The sequence below is a fragment of the Sphingomonas sp. PAMC26645 genome (assembly GCF_004795835.1).
Classification (GTDB): Bacteria; Pseudomonadota; Alphaproteobacteria; order Sphingomonadales; family Sphingomonadaceae; genus Sphingomonas.
Window position 1 is genome coordinate 2984720 of the sequence record NZ_CP039249.1, and the last position, 23117, is coordinate 3007836.

Consider the following 23117-nt stretch of genomic DNA (forward strand, 5'->3'; position numbering starts at 1 on the left):
TCCCCCGCGAAGGCGGGGGTCCAGACTGGGCCCCCGCCTTCGCGGGGGAACATGGTGTTGAAGCGCTAAGGCCGACCCGCTACCGCCCACGGCATGGCCACTCTCACCGACATTCGCGAGGAATACGACTTCCTCGAACCCGACGATCGTTATCGACTGCTGATCGACCTTGGCAAAGAGCTTGAACCGATGCCGGATGCGCTGAAGACCGACGCGACTTTGGTGCGCGGGTGTTCGGCCTCGGTCTGGGTCTATCCGACTACGACCGACGATGGCCGGCTCCACTTTCTCGCGGATTCGAATGCGGCGATCACCAAGGGGATCATCGCGCTGGTGTTGCTGACGGTGCAGGATCAGGCGCCGGGTGCGATCGTCGCGACAGATATCAAGGCGGAACTGGCGCCGTTCGACCTGAGCAAGCAGCTGAGCTCGAACCGGACGCAGGGGATTCCGAATATGATCGCTTTGATTCGCGAGACGGCGGAGCGGTACGCCGGCTGAACCTTTCGATCCTCCCCCGCCAGGGGGAGGTGTCGCCGAAGGTGAAGGAGGGGGAGGAACACGCAACGGAGGTTACCCCTTCCTCCCCCTCCGTCTGGCAAGGGCCAGCCACCTCCCCCTGGCGGGGGAGGATCGTCAGATTGCTGCGTATTCGGTGAGGTTCGCAACGACCTCGGTCACGTCCGCACCAGCCGGGACGAGCATCCACCGATCCGGCCGAGCGCCGTCGACCATCACCACCGCGTTCTTCGGGCAGACCCCGAGGCACTTAACCTCGACCACCCCGCGATCCGCCTTGCGGCCCTTCTTCAAGCCGAGTGCCTGACGCAGCAACTTCACCAGCGGTGTCCGGCCCTTTGCGCCAAACCCACCATCGAGCTTCTTCGAACACTTGCCGCAGACCAGAACGCTGCCTTGCCAGCGACTGGCGAGGACCCGGATCACGCCGGTTTCCAGGTCCGCTGGTCTTCGGCCACCTTCAGAACCTCGTACGCTGCCTGCACGCCCTGGAACCGCTTCGCCGCGTCCTTGTCGTTCGGGCGCACATCCGGATGATTCGCCTTCGCCATCCGCCGCCATGCCGCGCGGACGTCCTCGAACGTCGCGTCGGGCTCAAGGTCCAGCACCTCCAGCGCGCGCATCTCGTCACGCGAGCGGCTGCCGTCGCCTGAGCCGGCCCACGCATAATGCTTGGGATCGGCGTACCCGTCCGCGGTGCGCGTTTCCGCCGCCTCGCGCTCGGCCGCTTCCTCCGCGCTCAGGCCTTCGAAATAATTCCAGCCGCGATTATATTCGCCGGCGTGGTTCATGCAGAAATACCAGCGGTCGGGGCTGTTCGGCGATTTCGGCGCCGGGCAGTTGCCGGGCTCGTTGCAGCCATGCCGATCGCACAGCCGGACGGTCACCGCCTCGGTGCTCGCGCCATACTCGCGCCAGCGCGGAAAACCCCAGTCTGAAGATCGTGTCGTGCTTCGAGCCATAGCGGTCCGAGATAGGCGTCCCCACGGACAACGCAACCGCACGCAGCGATCGCGACGTAAACTTGCCCGATCCGACAATCTTCCGCGCCGCAACATTCCGCCTTGAGTCAGACACCGTTCATCGATTACTAAACATGAACTATTTGTCATGTGGCATGGATAGATGCGTCCGGTGCGGACGTATCCCGGCCGACACCTTATGGACAGGAGCCCTGGTGCCGACTCTCATTCCAAAGCTTACCACATGGCGCGCGGATCTTCCCGCCTCCATCGTCGTCGCGCTCGTCGCGCTGCCCCTCTGTCTCGGCGTCGCGCTCGCGTCGGGTGCGCCGCTGTTCGCCGGCATCATCTCGGGGATCGTCGGCGGTATCGCGGTCGGCCTGTTCTCGAAGTCGCCGCTGTCGGTCAGCGGCCCTGCCGCGGGCCTGACCGTGATCGTGCTCACTGCGATCGAGAGCATGCCGAGCTACCAGATGTTCCTGATGGCGGTCGTTCTCGCGGGCGTTCTGCAGATCTGTTTCTCGCTGACCCGCGCGGGTATCCTCAGCGAGTTCGTGCCGTCGTCGGTCATCACCGGCATGCTCGCGGCGATCGGCCTGATCCTGATCCTCAAGCAGATCCCGCATGCCGTCGGTTTCGACCGCGAGGCCGAGGGCATCTTCGAATTCACCACCGCGAACGGCATCAATACCTTCTCGCGAATCCTCGACAGCCTCAGCGCCGCGGTGACGCCAGGTGCGATCCTGATCGCGTCGGTCAGCCTAGCCTTCCTGTTCTGGTGGGATGGCGCCAAGCCGAAGGACGGCCCGCTGCGCTTCGTCCCCGGCCCGCTGGTGGTCGTGTTGATCGGTATTTTCGGCAACATGCTGCTTGGTGCCGTGAAGCCCGATTGGCAGCTCCAGGCGACGCATCTCGTTCAGGTGCCGATCACGCAGACCCTGTCGCAATTTCCGTCGCTGTTCACCTTCCCCGACTTCTCCGGGATCACGATGGGCATCGTCTGGAGCAGCGCCGTGACGCTCGCGATCGTCGCCAGCCTCGAATCGCTGCTGAGCGTCAAGGCGGTCGACGAGATCGATCCGCGCCGCCGCTCGACCGACAAGAACTGGGAGCTGATGGCGCAGGGCGGCGGTAACATCCTGTCGGGCCTGATCGGTGGCCTGCCCGTAACCTCGGTGATCGTGCGTTCGTCCGCCAACGTCGATGCCAAGGCCGAGAGCAAGCTGTCGACGATCCTGCACGGCTTCTGGCTGCTGGTCAGCGTGGCGCTGATCCCGGCGGTGCTGAACCTGATCCCGCTGTCGGCGCTCGCCGCGGTGCTGATCGCGACCGGCTATAAATTGACCAAGCCCAAGCTCTACACCGAACGCTTCAAGCAGGGTTGGACGCAGTTCATTCCGTTCGTCGTCACGGTGGCTGCGATCCTGTTCACCGACTTGCTCGAAGGCATCGTCATCGGCCTCGCGGTCGGCTTCGTGTTCGTCGTCGCACGCAACTTCCGTACCGCGATCACCTTTGCCTGCGACGACGAGGACTGCCTCGTCCGCGCCCGTCGCAACCTGTACTTCATCCACAAATACGAGTTGCAGAAGTCGCTCGCCAAGGTGCCCGACAATGCGAACCTGCTAATCGACCTGTCGTCGACCAGCTATGTCGATCTCGATAACGTCGACATCATCAACGCGTTCATCAAGGGCGCCGCTTATCGCGGCATCACCGTGCTCATCCGCGGCGATCTCGCGCTGCGTACGGTCAAGCTTATCAACGCCCCCCAGACCGAGGTCCGTTTCGCATGAGGCAGTACAAGCAGCTCCTGCTCGCCAACAAGGCGTGGGCGGCCGAGATCATCGAGGAGAGCGCCGACTTCTTCCAGCGCCAGCTGGTCGGCCAGAACCCGGAGTTCCTGTGGATCGGCTGTTCGGACAGCCGCGTCGGCCCCGAGCAGATGACCATGACGCCGCCCGGCAACATGTTCATCCACCGCAACATCGCCAACCTCGTCAACGACGACGATATGAACCTGATGTCGGTGCTGCAATATGCGATCGACGTGCTCGGCGTGCGGCACATCATCATCTGCGGTCATTATGCGTGCGGCGGGATCCGCGCGACGCTGGACGGCGGCACCACCGGCCCCGTCGACGACTGGCTGAAGACCGCGCGCTGCGTGCTGCACGACCATGCCGACGAGATCGACGCGCAGCCCGACCGCGAGCAGAAGGTCAACCGGCTGGTGGAGGTCAACGTCCGGGACCAGCTCGTCAGGCTCGCGCGCACCAAGACGATCCAGGGTGCGTTTGCGCGCGGCCAGGAAGTGCTGCTCCACGGCTGGGTCTACGACATCCGCGACGGGCTGATCAAACCGATGATGGAGATTGATTCGACGACCGTGCTCGAAGAGGTCGGTCGGCCGGACAAGGTGCTGGTTTAGGCGAGCGCCACCTGCCTTCGCTTGGTTCCCCGCGAGGGTGGGGAACCAGCCTGGGCTCCCGCCTTCGCGAGAGAACAAGAACGGCAACCCGACGCTGCCGATCCGCCCCTACCCCGGTAGCTTGAACCGGACCTGTTGCGACAGGCCGCCGCAGCCGAGGCCGCCATCTGGGCGAAACGTCTTGCTGTACCGTGCGCCGGCCATCGTTTCGGTACCCGCCTTGGTAAACACGAACGGCGGATAGCTCAGCACGGCGCGCTGATGTATTACCCGACCGTCGGCGCCGACATCGAACTGCGTTTTGGTCCACCCCTCGAAGCCCCACGCCATCGCTTCATTGGGGAACGTCCCGCCCGCTGACAGGAACCGTGGCGGCGCATCCAGGATCGCGCACTGGTTCGCCGCCAGTCCCGACCGATCGAACGTCGCACGCGCGGTGGCGGTGTCGCCCGCCTGCTGCTGTAGCGAGGCGAGACGAATCAGCGCTCCGACGCGCAACGGATCATTCGCGGCGAGCGCCTTGTCGTCCGCGACCTGCTGCAACAACACCCCGCGGCGCGTGCGCGAACTGGTCCGCTCCGCCATCAGCAACAGGATTGCCGACCGCGCCTTCGGATCGTTCGCGTAGACCGGCATCGACAGCAGCGGCGTGACCGCGCGCGCGTAGGTGCCATCCTTCCAACTGTCCGTGCTGCCGGTCTCACGGACGCTTATGTCCAGCGACAGCCGAGCCGTCGGCGGCGCGCCCTGCGCCTCGGCGATCGCAAGCGCCCGCCGCGCGAGGACGTTGCTCTCCTCGCGTCCGACGACCGCGTTGTTCACGAGTTGATAGAGCGGGGGCAGCGCGGCGATCGATGTGGGTCCGGACTTCGCCTCCGCCGCGGCCAGCGCGGCACGCTGGCGCACGACCGAAACTGCGTCTGCGCCGCGCTCCTCGCTCGGCAGCGAGAGACCCTTCGACTCGAGCCAAGTCGCCATGTCGGAATCGAGGAACTTGGTGATCGACGGGCGTTCGAACAACGTCGAACACCGCATCTCGACCCGGACGTTGTAGCGGAAGAACGCGGGCAGCGCCTTGACCTGTTCGGGCGTCCACGACCAGTCGCGGACCGCCCGAGCAAACTCCAGCGCGACCGCACCACCGCCCGCTGCGTAGATCGGCGCGACGTTTCTCACCACGCCGTCGTCGCCGATCGTGAATTCGACCACCGCCATGTCCGCCGGCCGTAGATCCGCCTCGCCGCCACACGGCGGCACGTCCATCTGCACCGCCGGATCGAACTCGCCCTTGGTCAACCGTCCCGCCCCGGTCATCGCCATATAGCGTCGCGCCTCGTCCGGTTTCCCTGCCAGGAGCGACGCGATCGCTGCATCGGAACGGGCGGAGACATCGTTCACGTCGGTCTGCGAGGTCAGGCCACCGAGTTGCTTGACCGCGTCGATCGCGTAAACGCGTGCCGGATCATAGGCGCCGCGATTGAGCAGCAGAATGGCGTGGCGGCGCGCGACCAGCGCCTTCAGCTTGCCATCGGCCTTGAGCGGCTTCAGCAGCGCATCGGCACGAGCGAGCGCGGCATCCGCAGCAGCGGGGTCAGTGAACGTCTTCGTGTTGGCCAGCGCCAGGATCGAGGCGGCCTTCAGGGCAGGCGTATCCGCAGCCGTCTCGGCGCTCGCATAGGAATCGCTTGCGCCGGCATAGTCGAGCGCGTCCTCCGCAATGATGCCAAGATTGTAATAGGCGCGCCAGCGGTCCTCTGCGAGCGTGGGATCGCTAGCCGGCAGCAGGGCAAGTCCGGCGCGTGCGGCGATTACCGCATCGTCGGAGCGGTCGAGCTTGAACAAAGCCGCGCTCTTGCGGGTAAGTGCGACGCCGCGGCTGCGTGACCCAGGTTTGGTACGGGCCTCGAGCCTTTCCCAGGCGGCAAGTGCCGCGGTTTTGTCACCTTTCGTATCGAGCGCGGCTGCTGCGTCGAAATCCTGTTGTACCGTGGTGGACGCTGGAGCCTGAGCCACCACCTGAACCGCCCCCGCGACGAGCGCCGTCATGCCCGCACCGAACAGACCAACATTGCCGAAACGCATCACTTTCCCCCAAGCGTAGTTCCGCCGCAGTCTGCAATGGTTCGGGAAAGGATGCCAGAGGGTCTGTAAGCCGGGTTCTGTCCATTTCCGATCCTTCGATACGGAAGTTAGGCGACCATTCCTCTAGGACGACGGTTGCCCGCCGCCTCAAGCAATCAACCCGGGTGACGAGCTGAAACGAAGCCCATGTGCCACCCCTATTCGATCTTGCTCCCGGTGGGGTTTGCCGTGCCGCCCCTGTTACCAGGCGCGCGGTGCGCTCTTACCGCACCCTTTCACTCTGACCGCCCCGACCGAAGCCGAGGGTTGGCCGTCTGCTCTCTGTGGCACTTTCCCTGAGGTCACCCTCGCCGGGCGTTACCCGGCACCGTCGTTTCGCGGAGCCCGGACTTTCCTCGCGTGTCCAAAGACACCCGCGGCCGCCCGACCCTCTGGCGAGGCGAGCCCTAGCGCGGGTGCGGGCGATGCACCACCGTTTTTAGCGGGGGCGCCAATCCTCCCCCGCCAGGGGGAGGTGGCTGGCGCTTGCCAGTCGGAGGGGGAGGAAAGGGACAACCTCTGTTCCGTGTCCTCCCCCTCCGTTACCTTCGGTGCCACCTCCCCCTGCGGGGGAGGATGAGGATTAGTCGTCGCCCATTGGTTTCGGCAACAGCAACGCCAGCAAGATGCACCGGCACTCCGCATCGACCTCACCGTCGATCAGTTCCGGTCGAAATCGCCGCTGGAACGCCATCGTCGCCGCCATCCGGTTTTCGACGTCGTAGCCAAAGCGTTCGAGTGCGAGGCAGAAGCCGCCCTCGGTCCAGCCCGGGTCCATCAGATTCTTGGTCGGCCGCGGCAGCGCCAGCCGGCGCCGCGCCAGTTCGTGCCACGGAAACAGCTCGCCCGGATCGCGCTTGCGCACCGGGGCGATGTCGGAATGGCCGACGATGTTGCCGCGCGTGATCTCGTGACGATCCTTGATCTCGGCGACCAGCGCCACGACCGATGCGATCTGCTCGGGCGGGAACGGGCGATAGCCGAACTCGTGGCCGGGATTGACGATCTCGATGCCGATGCTGGCCGAGTTGACGTCGTCGACGTCGCGCCAGTGCGACTTGCCCGCGTGCCAGGCGCGCTTGTCCTCCGCGACCATGCGCAGGACCGTGCCGTCCTCCTCCACCAGGTAATGCGACGACACCTTCGCCTCGGGATCGCGCAACCGGGCGATCGCCGACGCGCCGTCCTGCATCCCGGTATAATGCAGCACGATCATGGTGATGGGCAGCGAACGATCGTCGAAATTAGGTGACGGGGTCTCGATGAACTTCAAGCCAGCTTCCCTTCTAGCCGTCGGGCCAGCACCGATGGCGCAGTCTCGATCGCGGCGATCGTGACGCTACATTGTGACGCCACCGCTCGACCGCATCAATAGCCTACGCGCATAAGCAGACGCTTCGTGAAGGAGTCGTGGTCGGGGCTACACGTGATTCGGCGGGTCCCTCTTGCCGTCCGCCCGCATCCGGGCGAAAGCCGCTCGCGAAAAGGGAGTTGCCATGTCCGTGATGTCCGACCGCTGGATCCGCGAGCGCGCGCTGGGCGATGCGATGATCGAACCGTTCCACGAAGCGCAGCGCAGCGACGGCTGCATCTCGTACGGGCTGTCGTCCTACGGCTACGACGCGCGCGTTGCCGACGAGTTCAAGATCTTCACCAACGTCGACAGCGCGATCGTCGACCCTAAGGACTTTGCCGCAAACAGCTTCGTCGATCGCAAGACCGACGTCTGCATCATCCCGCCCAACAGCTTCGCGCTCGCCCGCACCGTCGAATATTTTCGCGTGCCGCGCGATGTGCTGGTGATCTGTCTGGGCAAATCGACCTATGCGCGGTGCGGGATCATCGTCAACGTGACGCCGCTGGAGCCGGAATGGGAGGGGCATGTGACGCTGGAATTCTCCAACACCACACCGCTGCCTGCCAAAATCTATGCGAACGAGGGTGCGTGCCAGTTCCTGTTCCTCAAGGGGAACGAGCCTTGCGAGGTGAGTTATGCGGACCGGGCGGGGAAATATATGGGGCAGCGGGGGGTGACGCTGCCGCGGCTTTAGGGCTTGGGCTAGGCTTGGGCTTGGACTTGGGCTTGGGCTTGGGCTTGGGCTTGGGCTTGGGCTTGGGCTTGGGCTTGGGCTTGGGCTTGGGCTTGGGCTTGGGCTTGGGCTTGGGCTTGGGCTTGGGCTTGGGCTTGGGCTTGGGCGGAACTGAGTCAGGCGGCTACCGCGAACCTCGAGGCAACAAGCGGATCACACGTCCCCCGCACTCGACCTCCCCAGCGGAGGCCTGGGCCTCAGTAGCAATGTCTCGGTTACGGCGCTCACCGTTCAATTGACAGCGTCCCCAATTGGGCCCCGGCCTTCGCCGGGGTAGCGCCGTGCTTTTGTTGGTCGACGATGTTTACGGGTATCGACAACGGTACGATCGCTTAGGAAGCGCGCACCCGCGGACAAAAAATGACAAATCGTCGTCTGTATGCAACCCAACAGCGGACGGCTCACCTGCTGCCAAGACGGCACGTCCATATGGCGTAATGCTTTACAGCAGATGATAGCTCGCCGCCCGACAGACACAGATCCGATCTACCTGTTTAGCTTGTTTCCCCGCGAAGGCGGGGACCCAGACTGGGCTCCCGCCTTCGCGGAAGAACAAGGTAGCAAGCCGGCTTTCAAATGACCCACCCCAACGATTACCGAGTGGTGATCGTTGGGAGGTAGTTAGCGAGTCGCGATCTGCTGCGATTGCCGCGCCAACGCACGGCTGGCCAGATCGTGCGAGGACGCCACTGCGCCCGATGGCAGGTCCATCGCGACCGCTGGGCGGTCGAGCACCGCCGCATACAGCGCGCGTGCCTCCGACTCGCGACCGGTACGGTGATAGACCGATGCGAGATTGAGCATGAGCTCGGGACGCTGCGGGAAAATCCTCCGCTCGGCGACGATGCGCTGTTCCGCCGTCGACAGGTCGCCCGCCGCTATCGCGACGTACCCAGTGCGATCCGTCGACGCGGACTGGTCCGCCAACGCCGGCGTGGCTGCACCCAAGGTTGCTAGAACGAACAGGACGGTCTTGCGCATCATCCATCTCCACTGACCTTCGCGTATCGGAAGGTTTCATTTTTATGACAACGGTGTGTCACTTCGATGACTGTCATACAAGCACATTGATCAAGTTCGCTCCCGCGAGGGGATTATCTCCTTTCGATGCACCACGACGCGTTCCGCCGCTGCGGTTCGTCCGCCGTCCGGTGACGACCGCACGACAAAAAAAGGGCGGCCCCGGAGGACCGCCCTTTGGACGTTCGATACTGCACGCAGCAGGACCTAGAAGGCGTTGCGATACTGCTCGTTGCCGATGAAGCCGAGCTTGGTGATCGCGGACCGCTTGATGACGGCCAGCGTGCGATCGACCACTTCATACTTCGATTCGGGATCGGGCTGGAAGTGGAGTTCGGGCTCTGGCGTCATGCCGGCGGACTGGTCCAGATACTGGCGCAGCGTCACCTCGTCGACCGGCGAACCGTTCCATGCGACCGTACCGGCGGGATCGATCGAGATCTTGTTCTTCTGCGGATCGACCGGGTTCTGCGGCTGGTTCTTGCTGTTGACCGGAAGGTCGACCTTCACCGCATGCGTCTGAATGGGGATCGTGATGATGAACATGATGAGGAGAACGAGCAGGACGTCGATCAACGGCGTCATGTTCATTTCCATCATCGGCGCGCCATCTTCTTTGCCGCCGCTCATTGCCATCTTATACTACTCCTAAATACGTCCGAGCGATCATCAGCGTTCGGCATCAGCGTTCGCCATCAACGTTCGGTGGTGCCGCCGGGAGGCGGTTCGGAGATGAAGCCGACGCGGGCGAACCCAGCCTGCTGCATCGTGTAGATCGTCGCGCCGATGCAGCGATACGGTGCATTCACGTCGCCGCGGATGTGAGCCTCGGGCAATTCGAGACCAGCCGCGTTGACACCGCCCTGACGTGCGATCTCAGCCTTCAGCTTGTCGACGGCACGCTGCAGCAGCTCCTCGTGGGTCACCGGCGAAAGCCCCCAGTACACCTGGCACTGTCCGCCAGCCGACGTTACCGACAGCGAGACGTTCTCAGGCTTGGTCATCGTCGGATCGAAACGAACATCCGGCAGCTTCAGCTGCACAGCCTGAACCGCGACGGTCGTCGTCACCAGGAAGATGATCAGGAGCACGAGCATGACGTCGACCAGCGGCGTCGTATTGATGTCCGATATCGAACTCTCGGTGGAATCGCCACCAACACTCATCGCCATGTGCGAACTATCCTATCCATTTGATCGCCACCGGAACCGCCGGCGGCAATGAAGCGGGGCCGCTGCTGGCAGCAGCCCCGCCTTTCGCGTCTTAGTTGGCGCGCGGTACGCCACCGGTCTGGCCGGCAGTCGTGGTCGTCGTGGCAGGCTTGGCCGAAACCGGCTTGGCAGCCGTTGCGATCGACGGACGCACTGCGCCGTTCGAAGCCAGGAAGCCGAGCACGTCGTTCGAGAAGGCCGACAGGTCCTCTGCGATCGACTTGTTGCGGCGCTGCAGCCAGTTGTACGACAGCACGGCAGGAACCGCGACGACCAGACCAAGGGCGGTCATGATCAGTGCTTCACCGACCGGCCCTGCGACCTTGTCGATCGATGCCTGACCCGATGCACCGATCTTCACGAGTGCGCGGTAGATGCCGATAACCGTACCGAACAGACCGATGAACGGCGAAACCGAACCGACCGTTGCGAGGAAGGCGAGACCGCCACCGAGCTTCGAGTTGATCGCGGCTTCCGAGCGAGCCAGCGAACCGTGCAGCCAGTCATGCGCCTCGACCGGATCGGTCAGCTTCGAATGCTGATCCTGAGCGGCCAGACCGTCGTCGACGATCTGCTTGTAGGCCGAGTTCTTCTCGAGCTTGGCCGAACCCTCGCGAAGGCTGTTCGACGACCAGAAGGCCTGACGGACGCGCTTGCCCTGGCCGATGATCTTCTGCTGCTCGAACAGCTTCGAGAACAGGATGTAGAACGACACGACCGACATCAGCACGAGAATGCCGAACACGGTCTGCGAAATCAGGCCGCCTTCGCGAAGTGCGGCTTGCAGGCCGTACGGGTTGGCGTCGGCTGCGGCGGGCGCTGCCGCTGCAAGAATGGTGGTGATCATGTTCGCTTAGTCCTCTGACTGAATTTTATCTGGTGCGGTTGACGTAGGATGGATCATTCCTGAGGCAGGACCCACCTGATGTTCAGCTGGTACGACGACCCTACGGCATTGCCGTTCTCGTCCTTGGCAGGCGTGAAACGCACCCTCGCCTTGGAGATCCGGCAGGTCGCATCATCCAGCGTCGTGTTGCCGCTGGACGACGTCACCGAACAGTCGGTCACGCGACCATCCGTACCGATCGTCAGCTTCGCGGAAACGCGACCCTGAGCACCCTCACGCTGAGCCGACGGCGGATAATTGTCCGCGCCGAAATACTGCCCTGGGTTACCCTTGAGACCAGCAGCCTGCGAGACACGTGGCGTCGGCGGCGGTGCCGGCGGTGCTGGTGGTGCGGGCGGCGACGGCGGTGCCGTCGGCTGGAACCGAGGAATGATGCTCGACGTCGTCAGCGCGGGCGCTGGCTGCGGCGTTACCACGACTGGCGGCGGCGTCACGACCGTGGTCGGTGGCGGCGGCAGGTTTGGCTGGTCGGGTGGCGGCGGCGGGGGCTCGTCGGGCGGAGGCGGCGGCGGTGGCGGCTCCACGTCGAACGTCGTCATCTTTTCCTGGGCCTTTTTCACGTACTGGTACGCGAGGCCAGTGACGAAAGCATAGCCCAAGGCCGCATGAATCAGCGCGACGATCACGATCGCGACGATTTTGCCTCCGGACATCTTTTGGTCAGTATAGGCCATTCAGAAACGACACTCCCTTAATCTGCCTGCTCCGTACGCACGTGCCCGCAATGGGTACGCGGCACATGCGTCTGCCGTTGGCCGGAATAACCACGGGGCAGTGAGCAAGTCCTATCGCCACGTTCTGCGACACGCAAACGCTTTGTCGGACGCAACAAACGTACAACCATAGGATGGCAGAATTATTTCTGTATCGTTCAGCTTGCGTAGCGTAGCCTGAAGACATGAATCTTCTCTTTCACGTTACGGCTTCGGCCCTCTCCGTCATCATCGTGGCAACTCCTATCGGCGCTCAGGAAACCCCGGCTACACCCCGGGTTTTCACCGGCGACGCCGGTGTGGCGCAGGGTGCGGTGCAGCGCGAAGCGGCTGGCGGCATTGGATATTCCGACATCGCCGACCTGGTGCTTTCCGCCCCCGTGATCGCCGACGCGACCGTCCGGTCGACGACGAAGATCAAGCCGGCCGAGGCACCGAATCTCGCGGCGGGTCATGTCAGACTATATGTCGAGGTCGACGTCACCGCATTGATCCGCGGCGCCAACGGGCTGCCGCCGCGAATCGGGTATCTGCTCGACGTAATGCCCGACGCAGCCGGCCGGGTGCCGAAATTCAAGAAGGCGCGCGTGCTGATCTTCGCCAGACCAGTGTCCGGCGCGGTGAATCAGGTCCAACTGGTCGCGCCCGACGCGCAGCTGGATTGGACGCCGATCGCAGATGCACGCGCACGGAAGATCGCCCGCGATGCACTGGCGAGCGATGCGCCGCCGGTCATCACCGGCATCGGCAACGCGTTTCACGTTCCCGGCGCGCTACCCGGTGAAGGCGAGACCCAGATCTTCCTGACGACCGCGGACCAACGTCCGGTTTCGCTGTCGGTGCTGCGGCGTCCCGGCGAACAGCCACGCTGGGCGGTTGCGCTTAGCGAGATCGTCGACGAGTCGGCCGCACCGCCTGCGGCGGAGACGCTGCTGTGGTACCGGCTGAGCTGCGCCTTGCCGCAGGCCTTGCCGGACCGCAGCACGGGATCGCTGGAGGCCGCCGATGCGGCGATCGCGCGGGAGGATTACGCATTCGTCCTGGCCGCGCTGGGGCCGTGCGGACGGACTCGGAAAAGCTGAACTACCCTCGGAAGCGCGCAGGCTAGCCGACGACCAGCAATTGTCCGGTGGTGGAGCGCGCCTGCTCAAGAAACGCGACCGCGGCCTCAACATCGGCGTGTCGAGCCGCCTCGGCCGGTGCCACCGCATTCACGCGGACCGCTGGCGCCAATTCGATCGCGAGGGGGCCGATCGCCGCCCTCGCCTGCGCCATCGTCAGCGGATCGAGGTTCGCGGGGATCAACACGATCCGCGATTCGCCGACTGCGCCACGGACGAGCGCCGCGATGTCCCCGCCCGGCTCTAGCCTCAGCAGCATGCGATCAGCGGCGATGTCGGACGAGGGTCACGCCGATCGCCTCGTCGGCTTCGGCGATCGCGAGCTTCACGATCTTGACCATCACGCGCAGGACGCGGGCATCCTGCAGGAACAACGTCTCGCAGATATGATCCGCAACGCCCTCGATCAGCGTGAAATGCACGCCGGCCGGCAGCGCGGTGGTCGCGGCGTTCTTCAAATCGAGATAGTTCTTGGATGCCGACAACGGCGTATCCGGCGCGAAGTGTCTCGGGCAGACCATGTCCACGGTCAGAGAAATCCGCAGCGGCTGCGGCAGGTGCGTCTCCTCCGAATAGATGCCGGTCAGGACCTGCACTTCGAGATCGTGGACTTCGAGTTGAAGACTGTCTTCCATCTGCGCGCCTCTAGCAGACGCACCGCGAGATGAAAGTCACACCGTTCGCGCGCCGGGTCGTCCGAACGTCGATCCGGTTATCCTTGCGTTCAGCGTCGCCACGGCTAAAGCGCGCTGCCCTTCCCGCGTGTACGCGGCGCAGTCCGGGCCGGAGATGCCGTTGATCACTCTCGTTCCCCTGGCCAGCATCAACCCGACAGCGGTCGAGATGCTGCTCGATGCCGCTTTCGGCCCGGATCGGTTCACGCGGACCGCGTACACGATCCGCGGTGGGACGAAGCCGGTCGCCGCACTCAGCTTCGCCGCGGTCGAGGATGGCGTGCTGGTTGGCTCGATCCAGTGCTGGCCGATTGCGCTGGTCGACGACGACAGACCATTTCCGCTGATCATGGTCGGCCCGGTCGCCGTGGTACCCGACCATCAAGGAGATGGCATCGGTCGTCGCCTGATGACGCAGGCGCTCGACGCGGCCGCCGTCACGGGGCTCGACGATGCGCTCATGCTGATCGGCGACCCCGACTATTACGGCCGGTTCTTCGGCTTCTCCGCCGAGCGCACCGCATTCTGGGCCGCCCCCGGCCCGGTCGAGCGCCACCGCCTGCTCGCCCGCGGCGATGCGGTGCCGGACAGCACCGGCATGCTCGGTCCCCGCGTTGCCGAGGCCATGCCGGTCACCGCATCCGCATAAGCCACCGCTTTACCTCCGCCCCCTGCCCGCCTAGTCCGCCGCCATGCCCATGGATGCCATCCCCGATATCGCCTCGCTCAGTCTCGCCGAAATCGCCAAGCTCGTCGAAGAGGCGAAGCTCCCGCCGGTCGAGAAATGGAACCCGACGCATTGCGGCGACAGCGAGATGCGGATCGCGCGCGACGGCACCTGGTATCACCAGGGCTCGCCGATCGGCCGCCCGGCGATGGTTCGGCTGTTCTCGACGATCCTGCGCCGTGAGCCCGATGGCAGCCACGTCCTCGTCACGCCGGTCGAAAAGCTCGATATCGAGGTCGAGGATGCGCCGTTCATCGCGGTCGAGATGAAGGCCGAGGGCAGCGGTCGCGATGCGAAGCTCGCTTTCCGGCTCAACACCGGCGACCTCGTTACGGCAGGTCCGGAGCATCCGCTGCGCTTCGTCGAGGACACGACCGACGGAGATGGCGGTCCGCGCCCCTACCTCGCCGTCCGCGGCGGGATGGAGGCGCTGGTGGTCCGCTCGGTCTATTACGAACTCGCCGAGCGCGCGATTGCCGACGACGCGACGCCCGCCGGGCTGTGGAGCGACGGCGCGTTCTTCCCGCTGGAGCCCGCTGCATGAGCCTGACGGAACGGATGACCGCGGCGCTGGCGAAGGGCGCCGGGTCGCACATGATCCTGCTCACCGGCGACCAGCATGACGGCGATCTAACCGCCGCCGACACGCTGCTTCCTGCCGCGGTGCTGATCGCGGTGACCGACCGCGCTGATCCCGGCGTGATCCTGACTCAGCGTACCGACACGATGAGCCGCCACCCCGGCCAGATCGCGTTTCCCGGCGGCCGGATCGACCCCGGCGAGGACGTCGTGACCGCCGCGCTGCGCGAGGCCGAGGAGGAGATCGCCCTCCCCCGCGACAAGGTCCAGGTGATCGGCGAGGCCGACAGTTATCGCACCGTCACCGGGTTCCAGGTGACGCCGGTGATCGGCATAATTCCGCCCGACTTGGTCTTCACACCGAGCGAGGCGGAAGTCGCCAGCGTTTTCGAAGTCCCGCTCGCGTTCCTGCTCGACGAGGCGAACCATGTCGAGGCGACGCTCGAATGGCAGGGCCACGACCGGCATTATTACGAGATCATGTGGAACGAGCGCCGTATCTGGGGTGCGACCGCGGCGATGATCGTCAACCTTGCCCGCCGCCTGAGGTGGTCTTGATACTCCCGGCGGCGCCGTGGCGCGACCGTGACGGCCTCGCAGCACTGACCAAGGTTCTTGGCGCGGCAGAGGGCGAGTCGCGCTTCGTCGGTGGCGCGGTGCGCGACACGCTGCTCGGGATCGACGTCGCCGATGTCGACATTGCCACGCGCTTGCCCCCGCAGGAGGTGATCGAGCGACTCCAGGATGCGCGGATCAAGGCGGTTCCGACCGGCCTCGCGCACGGCACGATTACTGCCGTCACCCCCGCAGGTCCGGTCGAGGTGACGACGCTGCGCCGCGACGTCTCGACCGACGGCCGCCACGCGATCATCGCCTATACCGACGACTGGCGCGAAGACGCGACGCGCCGCGATTTCACGATGAACGCGCTTTACGCCGATCCCGCGACGGGCGAGATCTTCGATTATTTCGGCGGCCTCGACGACCTCGCGGCGCGGCGCGTCCGCTTCATCGGCGACCCGTTGCAGCGGATCGCCGAGGATCATCTGCGCATCCTCCGCTTCTTTCGCTTCCACGCGCGGTTCGGCACCGCGATCGACCAAGCCGGTCTCGACGCCTGCACCGCGCGCGCGAACGACCTGATGGCGCTGTCCCGTGAACGCGTGGCGAGCGAAGTCCTGAAACTGCTGGTCGCCGGCAACGCCGTGCCCGTCGTCACGCTGATGGTCGAGCGCGGCATCTTCCGCGCGGTATTGCCAGAGATCGACGCCCAGGGAGCGGCGCGTTTGGGCGTGCTGGCCGAGCGCGAGACGAACGCTGGCATCGCACCGGACCCGATCCGCCGCCTCGCCGTGTCGATCGCGCCTGCCGCCGCGGAGGCCGTTGGAGCGAGGCTGAAGCTGTCCAACGTCGACCGCAAGCGCCTGATGGCTGCCACTGCGGGATCCGGTGAGGAAGGCCCCCTCGCCTTGGCCTATCGTGTCGGTGTGGCCGGTGCAGTCGACCGTCTGCTCATCGCTGGCGAAGACGTGTCCCAAATCAAGGACTGGACGCCGCCTGCGTTCCCGTTCTCCGGCGGGGCTCTGGTCGAACGTGGACTCCGGAAAGGACCCGACGTGGCTGCGATGCTGCGCCGGGTCGAGACGCAGTGGATCTCGGAAGGGTTTCCGCGCGCCGAGCGCGTGGCGGCCATCGCCGACGGACTGGTGGCGGAGGTTTCCGCCTAACTCGTTTTGAGCCGGCGTGGGCGCCAGTCAGTTCGTAGCAGTTATAGAGTTGATCATCGCATACGCCGCATCCGGCTCCAGCGGTCGTGCGTAGAAATAGCCCTGCCCGTACGTGCACCCCAACGCCGCGAGCGTCTGGGACAATTCATGCGTTTCGACCCCCTCGGCCGTCGTCCGCATCCCCAGTGCCTGCGCAAGACTGAGGATAGCGCGGACGATCGACACCTTGTCGCGGTCCGCCAGCATGCCCGTCACGAAGCTGCGGTCGATCTTGAGAATGTCGATCGGCAGCTTCTGGAGATAGGCGAGGTTCGAATACCCGGTGCCGAAATCGTCCATCGCCAGGTTCGTCCCGAGCGCCTTCAGCGCGTGCATCGTCCCGGCGATCCGGTCGGGATCCGAGACGATCGCGCTCTCGGTCAGTTCGAGCGTGAACCGATCTCCCGACAACCCCGTCGAGTCCAGCGCCGCCTGCAGCACCGGGGCGATCGCATCGCGCTGCAACTGGATCGCCGACAGGTTGACGGCCAGCCTCACCCCACACGGTCCGCCGTTCGCCGCGTCCCAGCGCGCCAGCGTCTGCGCAGCTTCCTCGATCGCCCATCGCCCCAGCGGCACGATCAATCCCGATTCCTCGGCGACCGCGATGAATTCGGTGGGCGAATGTTCGCGGCCATCCTTATCGGTCCAGCGCGCCAGCGCTTCGAACGACACGATCCGGCCGGTCGCCAAGTCGCAAATCGGCTGATACGCCAGCCGCAGGTCGCGGTGCTCGATTGCGCGACGTAGCGCGGTCTCCATGCCGAATTGGGCGCGGGCGATCGCGAAATCCTGGACCTGGTAGAACTCGGCGCGACCACTCACCTTAGCGCGTTTTACCGCAAACTGCGCATGGCGGACCAAGTCGACATTGTCGCCGGACTCATCGGCCCCGAAGGCGATCCCGACCGAGCATTCGACGTTGATCTCGTAATCGGTCAACCGGAACGGCGTTTGCAACGTCCGGTGGATCCGCTCGGCCAGCGCCTGCGCCTCCTCACGATCCTGGTCGATCGATATCAGGATACCGAATTGATTCCCTCCGATCCGCGCCAGCGTGTCGCGCGCGCGCAAAGCGCCCTTGATCCGACGCGCCACCGTGATGAGCAATTCGTCTCCCGCCAGCGAGCCAAGGCACGAGTTCAGCCGGCCGAACCGATCGAGATCGATCGCGAGTACGGCCCTGACCGTATGGTCTTCGAGCTCCTCGATCAGGTCCGCGAACCCTTCCCGGTTCAACAGTCCCGTCAGGCTGTCGGTCGTCATCTCGCGACGCAGACTGCGCTCGGTCTGGACCTGCGACGTCAGGTCGATGAAACTGATCGTACACCGTTCGCGGAATATGGGATCGGAACGTGCGATCGTGACGCGGTAATGGCGGCAGTCAATCTCGTCGCCCAGGACCCAGTCGAAGTCGGACCTGATCTGCTCCGACCCGAGAAACGCCCGGATCCGGTCGCCGAGCTCGGCGATCATCGGCGAACGTTCCGCAACGACGCCGAACCCCGCCAGACGATACGCGCGATTCATCGCGAACAGCTCGAGTTGCCCCGCGTTCAGGACGATATGAACCGCGGGGATCGGCACGAGTTCAAGCCCGCGTGCGACCATATCACTCGTCACGATCGGCTTTGCAGTCTGTTCGAGGGCGGTCGATGGCATGCTCCCCGGTACCGCGGGTTCGTTAAGAGGCTCTGAAGGACCCTGAATGGGGCCTTTCTCATCCATTATCCGAACCGATTATCGCGCGGAAACCCCGTGGGCGGCATCCGCCCGGCGGCTCCGCGGGCAGCGCGCCAAGGGCCAAGGTCCGATTCGGTCCTGGTCCGACCGGTACCGCCGCCCATCGCCCAGCTGAGGCCCTCGGCGAACGTGAACGTGATCGCATCCGCCAGCCCGCCGTCGCGATAGCGTTGCAGCTGGAGCCCCTGCCCGCGCGTCATCTCGACCAGTTCGGCGAGCGGGAACACCAGCATCTTCCGATTGTCGCCGATCGCCGCGACGTAATCGTCGTTGGGGCCAATCGGCCGGACGATCTTCAACTGCGCACCCGGCCGCGGCGTCATCACCGTCTTGCCCTTGCGGGTCTCGGCAACGACCTCCGCCGAACTGACCGAGAAGCCGCGGCCATCGGTCGCCACCACCAGCAATTTGGGATGCTTGCTCGCGGGCAGCAGCGCGACGATCCCGACGCTCCCGTCGAGGTCGATCATCGCGCGCACCGGCTCGCCGAACCCGCGCCCGCCCGGCAGCTTGTCCGCCGCAAGCGTGTAGAACCGCCCGTTCTCCGCCGCGAGCAACAGCTTGTCGGTGGTCTGCGCATGGAATGCATAGGCCGGGCCGTCGCCCTCCTTGAACTTCAGCGCTTCCGGGCTCGCCAGATCGTTGTGCCCCTTCATCGCGCGGATCCAGCCGCGCTGCGACAGGATCACGGTGATGGGCTCGCGCTCGATCATCGCCTCCAGCGGGATGTCGCGGGTCGGCGCATGCTCCTCTATCGTCGTGCGTCGTTTGCCGAGTGGGGTCTCAAGCCCGTATCGATCGCGGATCTTCGCCATGTCGCGCTTCATCCGCGCGCGCTGCTTCTTCGGATCGGCCAGCAACGCGGCCAGCGTCGCCTGCTCCTTGTCGAGCTTGTCGCGCTCGGTCTTGATCTCGAACTCTTCCAGCCGCCGCAAGCTGCGCAGCCGCATGTTGAGGATCGCCTCCGCCTGGCGATCGGTCAGCGCGAACTCGGCGATCATCACCTTCTTCGGCTCGTCCTCGGTGCGGATGATCTCGATCACGCGGTCGAGATTGAGGTACGCGATCAGATAGCCGTCGAGCAGTTCGACCCGGTCGGCGATCTTCGCCAGCCGGTGCTCGGTCCGCCTGCGCAACACGACGAACTGGTGATCGACCCACGCCGCCAGCGCCTCGCGCAACGACATCACCCGCGGCGTGCGATCCTTGTCGAGCACGTTGAGGTTGAGGCTGATCCGCGTCTCGAGATCGGTAAGCCGGAACAGCCCGTCCATCAGGATCTGCGGATCGACCGTGCGGCTGCGCGGCTCGAGCACGATGCGGATCTCGGTATCTGATTCGTCGCGCACATCGGCGAGGATCGGCAGGCGCTTGGCGTTGATCAGATCGGCGATTTGCTCGATCAGCTTGCCTTTCTGCACGCCGTACGGAATCTCGGTGACGATCAGCTGCCAGCCGCCACCCTTCTCCCGCTCGGTCTCCCAGCGCGCGCGGACGCGGAACCCGCCGCGTCCGGTCGCATAGGATTCGCGGATCACGGCCGGCGGATCGACGACCAAGCCACCGGTAGGGAAATCGGGCCCCTTCACATGCTCCAGGATCGCGGCATCGTCCGCGTCGGGCGTGTCGATCAGGACGATCGCCGCCTCCAGCAACTCGGCGGCGTTGTGCGGCGGGATGCTCGTCGCCATGCCGACCGCGATCCCGCTCGCGCCGTTCGCCAACAGGTTCGGGAACAGTCCGGGAAACAGCTCGGGCTCGTGATCCTCGCCGTTATAGGTCGGGCGATACGCGACCGCGTCCTCGTCGAGCCCGTCCATCAGGTCGATCGCGACCTGCGTCAGCCGCGCCTCGGTGTAGCGGTAGGCGGCGGCGTTATCGCCGTCGATGTTGCCGAAATTACCCTGCCCGTCGACCAGCGGATAGCGCATCGCGAACGACTGCGCCAAGCGCACCATCGCGTCATAGACCGACTGGTCGCCGTGCGGATGATATTTGCCGATGACGTCGCCGACGACACGCGCACACTTCTTGTAGCCCTGCGCCGGATCGAGCTTGAGCAGCCGCATCGCCCAGAGCAGGCGCCGATGCACCGGCTTCATCCCGTCGCGCACGTCGGGCAGCGACCGCGCGGTGATCGTCGACAAGGCATAGACGAGATACCGCTCGGACAGCGCGCTGTCGAAGGGGGCGTCGACGATGGAGTCGAACGGATCTTTGAAATCGGTGGCCATTGCGCGCAGCGATAGCAGCCGGGAACGAAACGATCAAAGCATGAACGTACGTCGCGTATCACGTGCTCATCACGACGATATGTCCGCATGACGCGGTCGATCGAGGCCGCTACACCAACCCCATGATCCGCCTTGCCTTTCTCGCGCTCGCCGCGATGTCCACGCCCGTTTTGGCTCAAACGCCTGCTTCTCCACCGCCTAAGTTGTTGACGTGGCCCGACCTGACCAAGCGGCCGAAACCGATGCCCGATGCGACCGTCGACTATGGCACCGACCAGATGCAGAAGGTCGACGTCTGGCTTCCTAAGGGCAAGACCAGAGGGCCGTTCCCCGTGGTCGTGATGGTCCATGGCGGCTGCTGGACGACGAGCATCGCCGACCGCAGCCTGATGAACTGGATCGCCGACGACCTCCGCAACGCCGGCGTCGCGGTCTGGAACATCGACTATCGCGGCGTCGACCGGAGCGGCGGCGGCTATCCCGGTACGTTCGCGGATGCTGCGAAGGCTACCGACCAACTCAAGGTCAGCGCCAAGACGTTCAACCTGGACACGCGCCGCGTGCTCGCGATCGGTCACTCCGCCGGCGGTCATCTCGCACTCTGGCTCGCCGCCCGCACCAAGCTTCCGACGACGAGCGCGGTCCATACCGCGCATCCGCTCCGTATCCGCCACGTCATCAGCCTCGGCGGTCTGCCCGATCTCGAAGCCACCGCGACCAACGCCGACAATGGCTGCGGTACCGAAGTCGTTGCGAAACTGGTCGGTGTCCCCACGCCGCAGCATCCGGACGTCTATGCCGACACATCGGTCCCGCGCCTGCTGCCGCTCAGCGTGAAGCAGGATCTCGTCAACGGCCGCGAAGACCGGATCATCCCCTTCGTCATGGCCACCGACTATATCGCCAAGGCCAAGGCAACCGGCGACACCGCGACGCTCCACACCATCCCGGCGACCGGCCATGTCGAACTGATCGCGCCGGAAACGCCTGCCTGGGCCGAGGCCAAACGCCTGATCCTGTCCTATTTTGGAAAGCCCCAGTGACTCTCGAAGACGCCCGCGCGCTCGACGCGACCGATCCGCTCGCCGCGTACCGCGACCAGTTCGCGCTCCCCGAGGGCGTTATCTACCTCGACGGCAACTCGCTCGGCGCGCTGCCTAAGGCCACGCCCGCCGCACTCGCCGACGTCGCGACGCGCCAATGGGGCGACCGCCTCATTAGAAGCTGGAACGAAGGTTGGATCGAGGCCCCCAGCGGATCGGCGCTAAGATCGCTCCCCTGATCGGCGCGGCTACGGATGAAGTGATCATCGGCGACACGACCTCGACGCACCTTTTCAAGGCGTTGGTCGCCGGACTGCGCAGCAACCCGGAGCGTCACACGATCTTGAGCGAGGCCGGCAACTTCCCCACCGACCTGCACATCGCGGAAGGCGCCGTCGCCTGCGTCCCCGGCGCGCGGTTGAAGGTCGTCGCCCGCCAGGACCTTGCCGCGGCGCTCGACGACGACACCGCGGTCCTGCTGCTCACGCACGTCCACTACAAGACCAGCGACCGCTTCGACATGGCCGCCTGGACCGCGCGCGCGCACGATGCCGGCGCGCTCATGCTCTGGGACCTGAGCCACAGCGTCGGCGCGGTCCCGATCGACCTCAACGGCGCGAACGCCGATCTCGCGGTGGGCTGCACCTATAAATACCTCAACGGCGGCCCCGGCGCGCCCGCGTTCCTCTACGTCGCCAAGCGCTGGCAGGATACGCTCGCCAGCCCGCTCTCCGGCTGGATGGGCCACGTCGCGCCCTTCGCGTTCGAGGATGCCTACCGCCCCGCCCCCGGCATGAAACGCTGGCTCGCCGGCACCCCCGCGATGCTCTCGACCGCAGCACTGGAAACCGCGCTCGACCTCTGGGCCCACATCGACCAGCACGCCGTCGCCACCAAGAGCGCGCAACTGTTCGACATCCTCGCCGCAGCCGGCGACGCGCTGGGCCTCGACTGCGTCAGCCCCCGTGACCCAGCCAAACGCGGCAGCCACATCAGCTTCCGCCACCCGCACGCGTACGAACTCACCCAAGCCCTCATAGCCCGCGGCGTCATCGGCGACTTCCGGGACCCCGACATCCTGCGCCTTGGGCTCACACCTTTGTATCTCAGCCACGAAGACGTCTGGCGCGCAGGCGAGATAGTGCGGGACACAGTAGAGACCGAGAGCTGGCGCGATCCGGCATATTCGCAACGGCTCGTCGTGACCTGAGCACGCTTGACGGCATATCCCATTCAATCGATAGTGTTTCAATCGA

Annotated in this window: 23 protein-coding genes, 1 other RNA gene and 1 pseudogene; 11 read left to right on the forward strand and 14 right to left on the reverse strand. The window is 65.1% G+C overall.

Annotation, left to right across the window (positions count from 1 at the left end):
• The first annotated feature begins 93 nt into the window (after positions 1–93).
• Positions 94–501 carry a SufE family protein gene (locus E5673_RS13755; protein ID WP_136190432.1) on the forward strand — a complete coding sequence of 136 codons (408 nt, stop codon included), beginning with the start codon at positions 94–96 and terminating at the stop codon, positions 499–501.
• A gap of 135 nt (positions 502–636) precedes the next feature.
• Here E5673_RS13755 and E5673_RS13760 read toward each other — a convergent pair whose 3' ends face one another.
• A complete protein-coding gene (locus E5673_RS13760) occupies positions 637–945 on the reverse strand; it encodes a (2Fe-2S) ferredoxin domain-containing protein (RefSeq protein WP_210731745.1) in 309 nt (102 codons plus the stop codon).
• A complete protein-coding gene (locus E5673_RS13765) occupies positions 942–1481 on the reverse strand; it encodes a J domain-containing protein (RefSeq protein WP_136190433.1) in 540 nt (179 codons plus the stop codon). Before E5673_RS13765 ends, E5673_RS13760 begins: the two co-directional genes overlap by 4 nt.
• Before the next feature lie 215 nt (positions 1482–1696).
• Between E5673_RS13765 and E5673_RS13770 the strand changes: the two genes are divergently transcribed.
• Positions 1697–3277 (forward strand): SulP family inorganic anion transporter, encoded by a 1581-nt coding sequence (locus E5673_RS13770; RefSeq protein ID WP_082440998.1) that lies wholly within the window; start codon positions 1697–1699, stop codon positions 3275–3277.
• The gene (locus E5673_RS13775) at positions 3274–3912 is read left to right on the forward strand and encodes a carbonic anhydrase (protein WP_136190435.1); all 639 of its coding nucleotides are present in this window, start codon (positions 3274–3276) and stop codon (positions 3910–3912) included. The genes E5673_RS13770 and E5673_RS13775 overlap by 4 nt, the downstream gene beginning before the upstream one ends.
• A 108-nt stretch (positions 3913–4020) precedes the next feature.
• Here the strand turns inward: E5673_RS13775 and E5673_RS13780 are convergent, their stop codons facing one another.
• The 3 genes from E5673_RS13780 to E5673_RS13790 all read right to left on the reverse strand — a co-directional run bounded on the left by E5673_RS13780 (position 4021) and on the right by E5673_RS13790 (position 7306).
• The gene (locus E5673_RS13780) at positions 4021–5994 is read right to left on the reverse strand and encodes a hypothetical protein (protein WP_136190436.1); all 1974 of its coding nucleotides are present in this window, start codon (positions 5992–5994) and stop codon (positions 4021–4023) included.
• A 50-nt stretch (positions 5995–6044) separates the two neighbouring features.
• An RNA gene (gene rnpB, locus E5673_RS13785) (RNase P RNA component class A) lies at positions 6045–6429 on the reverse strand.
• Positions 6430–6616: 187 nt separating this feature from the next.
• Complete coding sequence (locus E5673_RS13790) at positions 6617–7306, reverse strand: N-acetylmuramoyl-L-alanine amidase (protein ID WP_247599391.1); 690 nt, start codon at positions 7304–7306, stop codon at positions 6617–6619.
• 223 nt (positions 7307–7529) lie between these two features.
• Here E5673_RS13790 and dcd point away from each other — a divergent pair, with 223 nt between their 5' ends.
• Positions 7530–8084, forward strand: coding sequence for a dCTP deaminase (gene dcd / locus E5673_RS13795; RefSeq protein WP_136190437.1), 555 nt, complete (start codon positions 7530–7532; stop codon positions 8082–8084).
• A 660-nt stretch (positions 8085–8744) separates the two neighbouring features.
• Here dcd and E5673_RS13800 read toward each other — a convergent pair.
• From E5673_RS13800 to E5673_RS13820, 5 genes are all read right to left on the reverse strand, one after another.
• Positions 8745–9107 (reverse strand): tetratricopeptide repeat protein, encoded by a 363-nt coding sequence (locus E5673_RS13800; protein WP_247599392.1) that lies wholly within the window; start codon positions 9105–9107, stop codon positions 8745–8747.
• 243 nt (positions 9108–9350) lie between these two features.
• Entirely contained in the window at positions 9351–9779 is a 429-nt protein-coding gene (locus tag E5673_RS13805; protein WP_056058196.1) for a biopolymer transporter ExbD, read from the reverse strand.
• Positions 9780–9838: 59 nt separating this feature from the next.
• Positions 9839–10315 (reverse strand): biopolymer transporter ExbD, encoded by a 477-nt coding sequence (locus E5673_RS13810; protein WP_056058193.1) that lies wholly within the window; start codon positions 10313–10315, stop codon positions 9839–9841.
• A gap of 91 nt (positions 10316–10406) precedes the next feature.
• Positions 10407–11201 carry a MotA/TolQ/ExbB proton channel family protein gene (locus E5673_RS13815; protein ID WP_056058190.1) on the reverse strand — a complete coding sequence of 265 codons (795 nt, stop codon included), beginning with the start codon at positions 11199–11201 and terminating at the stop codon, positions 10407–10409.
• 53 nt (positions 11202–11254) lie between these two features.
• Positions 11255–11935 carry an energy transducer TonB gene (locus tag E5673_RS13820; RefSeq protein WP_056058187.1) on the reverse strand — a complete coding sequence of 227 codons (681 nt, stop codon included), beginning with the start codon at positions 11933–11935 and terminating at the stop codon, positions 11255–11257.
• A 272-nt stretch (positions 11936–12207) separates the two neighbouring features.
• On the opposite strand from E5673_RS13820, the gene E5673_RS13825 reads away from it, so the two are divergent.
• Entirely contained in the window at positions 12208–13056 is an 849-nt protein-coding gene (locus E5673_RS13825; RefSeq protein WP_247599393.1) for a hypothetical protein, read from the forward strand.
• Between the two features lie 22 nt (positions 13057–13078).
• Here E5673_RS13825 and E5673_RS13830 read toward each other — a convergent pair whose 3' ends face one another.
• Positions 13079–13354, reverse strand: a complete 276-nt coding sequence (locus E5673_RS13830) for a Rossmann fold domain-containing protein (protein WP_056482387.1) — start codon at positions 13352–13354, stop codon at positions 13079–13081.
• Positions 13355–13358: 4 nt separating this feature from the next.
• Positions 13359–13730, reverse strand: coding sequence for a dihydroneopterin aldolase (locus E5673_RS13835; protein ID WP_056482390.1), 372 nt, complete (start codon positions 13728–13730; stop codon positions 13359–13361).
• Positions 13731–13890: 160 nt separating this feature from the next.
• On the opposite strand from E5673_RS13835, the gene E5673_RS13840 reads away from it, so the two are divergent.
• Genes E5673_RS13840 through E5673_RS13855 form a run of 4 tightly spaced genes read left to right on the forward strand, consistent with a single transcriptional unit; the run spans position 13891 to position 16802 of the window.
• On the forward strand, positions 13891–14418 hold the full coding sequence (locus E5673_RS13840) for an N-acetyltransferase (RefSeq protein WP_136190439.1): 528 nt from the start codon (positions 13891–13893) through the stop codon (positions 14416–14418).
• 43 nt (positions 14419–14461) lie between these two features.
• Entirely contained in the window at positions 14462–15040 is a 579-nt protein-coding gene (locus E5673_RS13845) for a DUF1285 domain-containing protein (RefSeq protein WP_120300037.1), read from the forward strand.
• The gene (locus E5673_RS13850; RefSeq protein ID WP_136190440.1) at positions 15037–15633 is read left to right on the forward strand and encodes a CoA pyrophosphatase; all 597 of its coding nucleotides are present in this window, start codon (positions 15037–15039) and stop codon (positions 15631–15633) included. The genes E5673_RS13845 and E5673_RS13850 overlap by 4 nt, the downstream gene beginning before the upstream one ends.
• The gene (locus E5673_RS13855) at positions 15624–16802 is read left to right on the forward strand and encodes a CCA tRNA nucleotidyltransferase (RefSeq protein WP_247599394.1); all 1179 of its coding nucleotides are present in this window, start codon (positions 15624–15626) and stop codon (positions 16800–16802) included. Before E5673_RS13850 ends, E5673_RS13855 begins: the two co-directional genes overlap by 10 nt.
• Positions 16803–16829: 27 nt before the next feature.
• Here the strand turns inward: E5673_RS13855 and E5673_RS13860 are convergent, their stop codons facing one another.
• Both E5673_RS13860 and parC read right to left on the reverse strand, forming a co-directional pair.
• Positions 16830–18503, reverse strand: coding sequence for a bifunctional diguanylate cyclase/phosphodiesterase (locus E5673_RS13860; protein WP_136190442.1), 1674 nt, complete (start codon positions 18501–18503; stop codon positions 16830–16832).
• 65 nt (positions 18504–18568) lie between these two features.
• Complete coding sequence (gene parC, locus E5673_RS13865; protein WP_136190443.1) at positions 18569–20818, reverse strand: DNA topoisomerase IV subunit A; 2250 nt, start codon at positions 20816–20818, stop codon at positions 18569–18571.
• 122 nt (positions 20819–20940) lie between these two features.
• Here parC and E5673_RS13870 point away from each other — a divergent pair, with 122 nt between their 5' ends.
• Both E5673_RS13870 and kynU read left to right on the forward strand, forming a co-directional pair.
• On the forward strand, positions 20941–21861 hold the full coding sequence (locus E5673_RS13870) for an alpha/beta hydrolase (RefSeq protein WP_136190444.1): 921 nt from the start codon (positions 20941–20943) through the stop codon (positions 21859–21861).
• Positions 21858–23071: pseudogene (gene kynU / locus E5673_RS13875) on the forward strand (kynureninase). The gene E5673_RS13870 and the pseudogene kynU overlap by 4 nt, the downstream one beginning before the upstream one ends.
• Positions 23072–23117 lie beyond the last annotated feature (46 nt).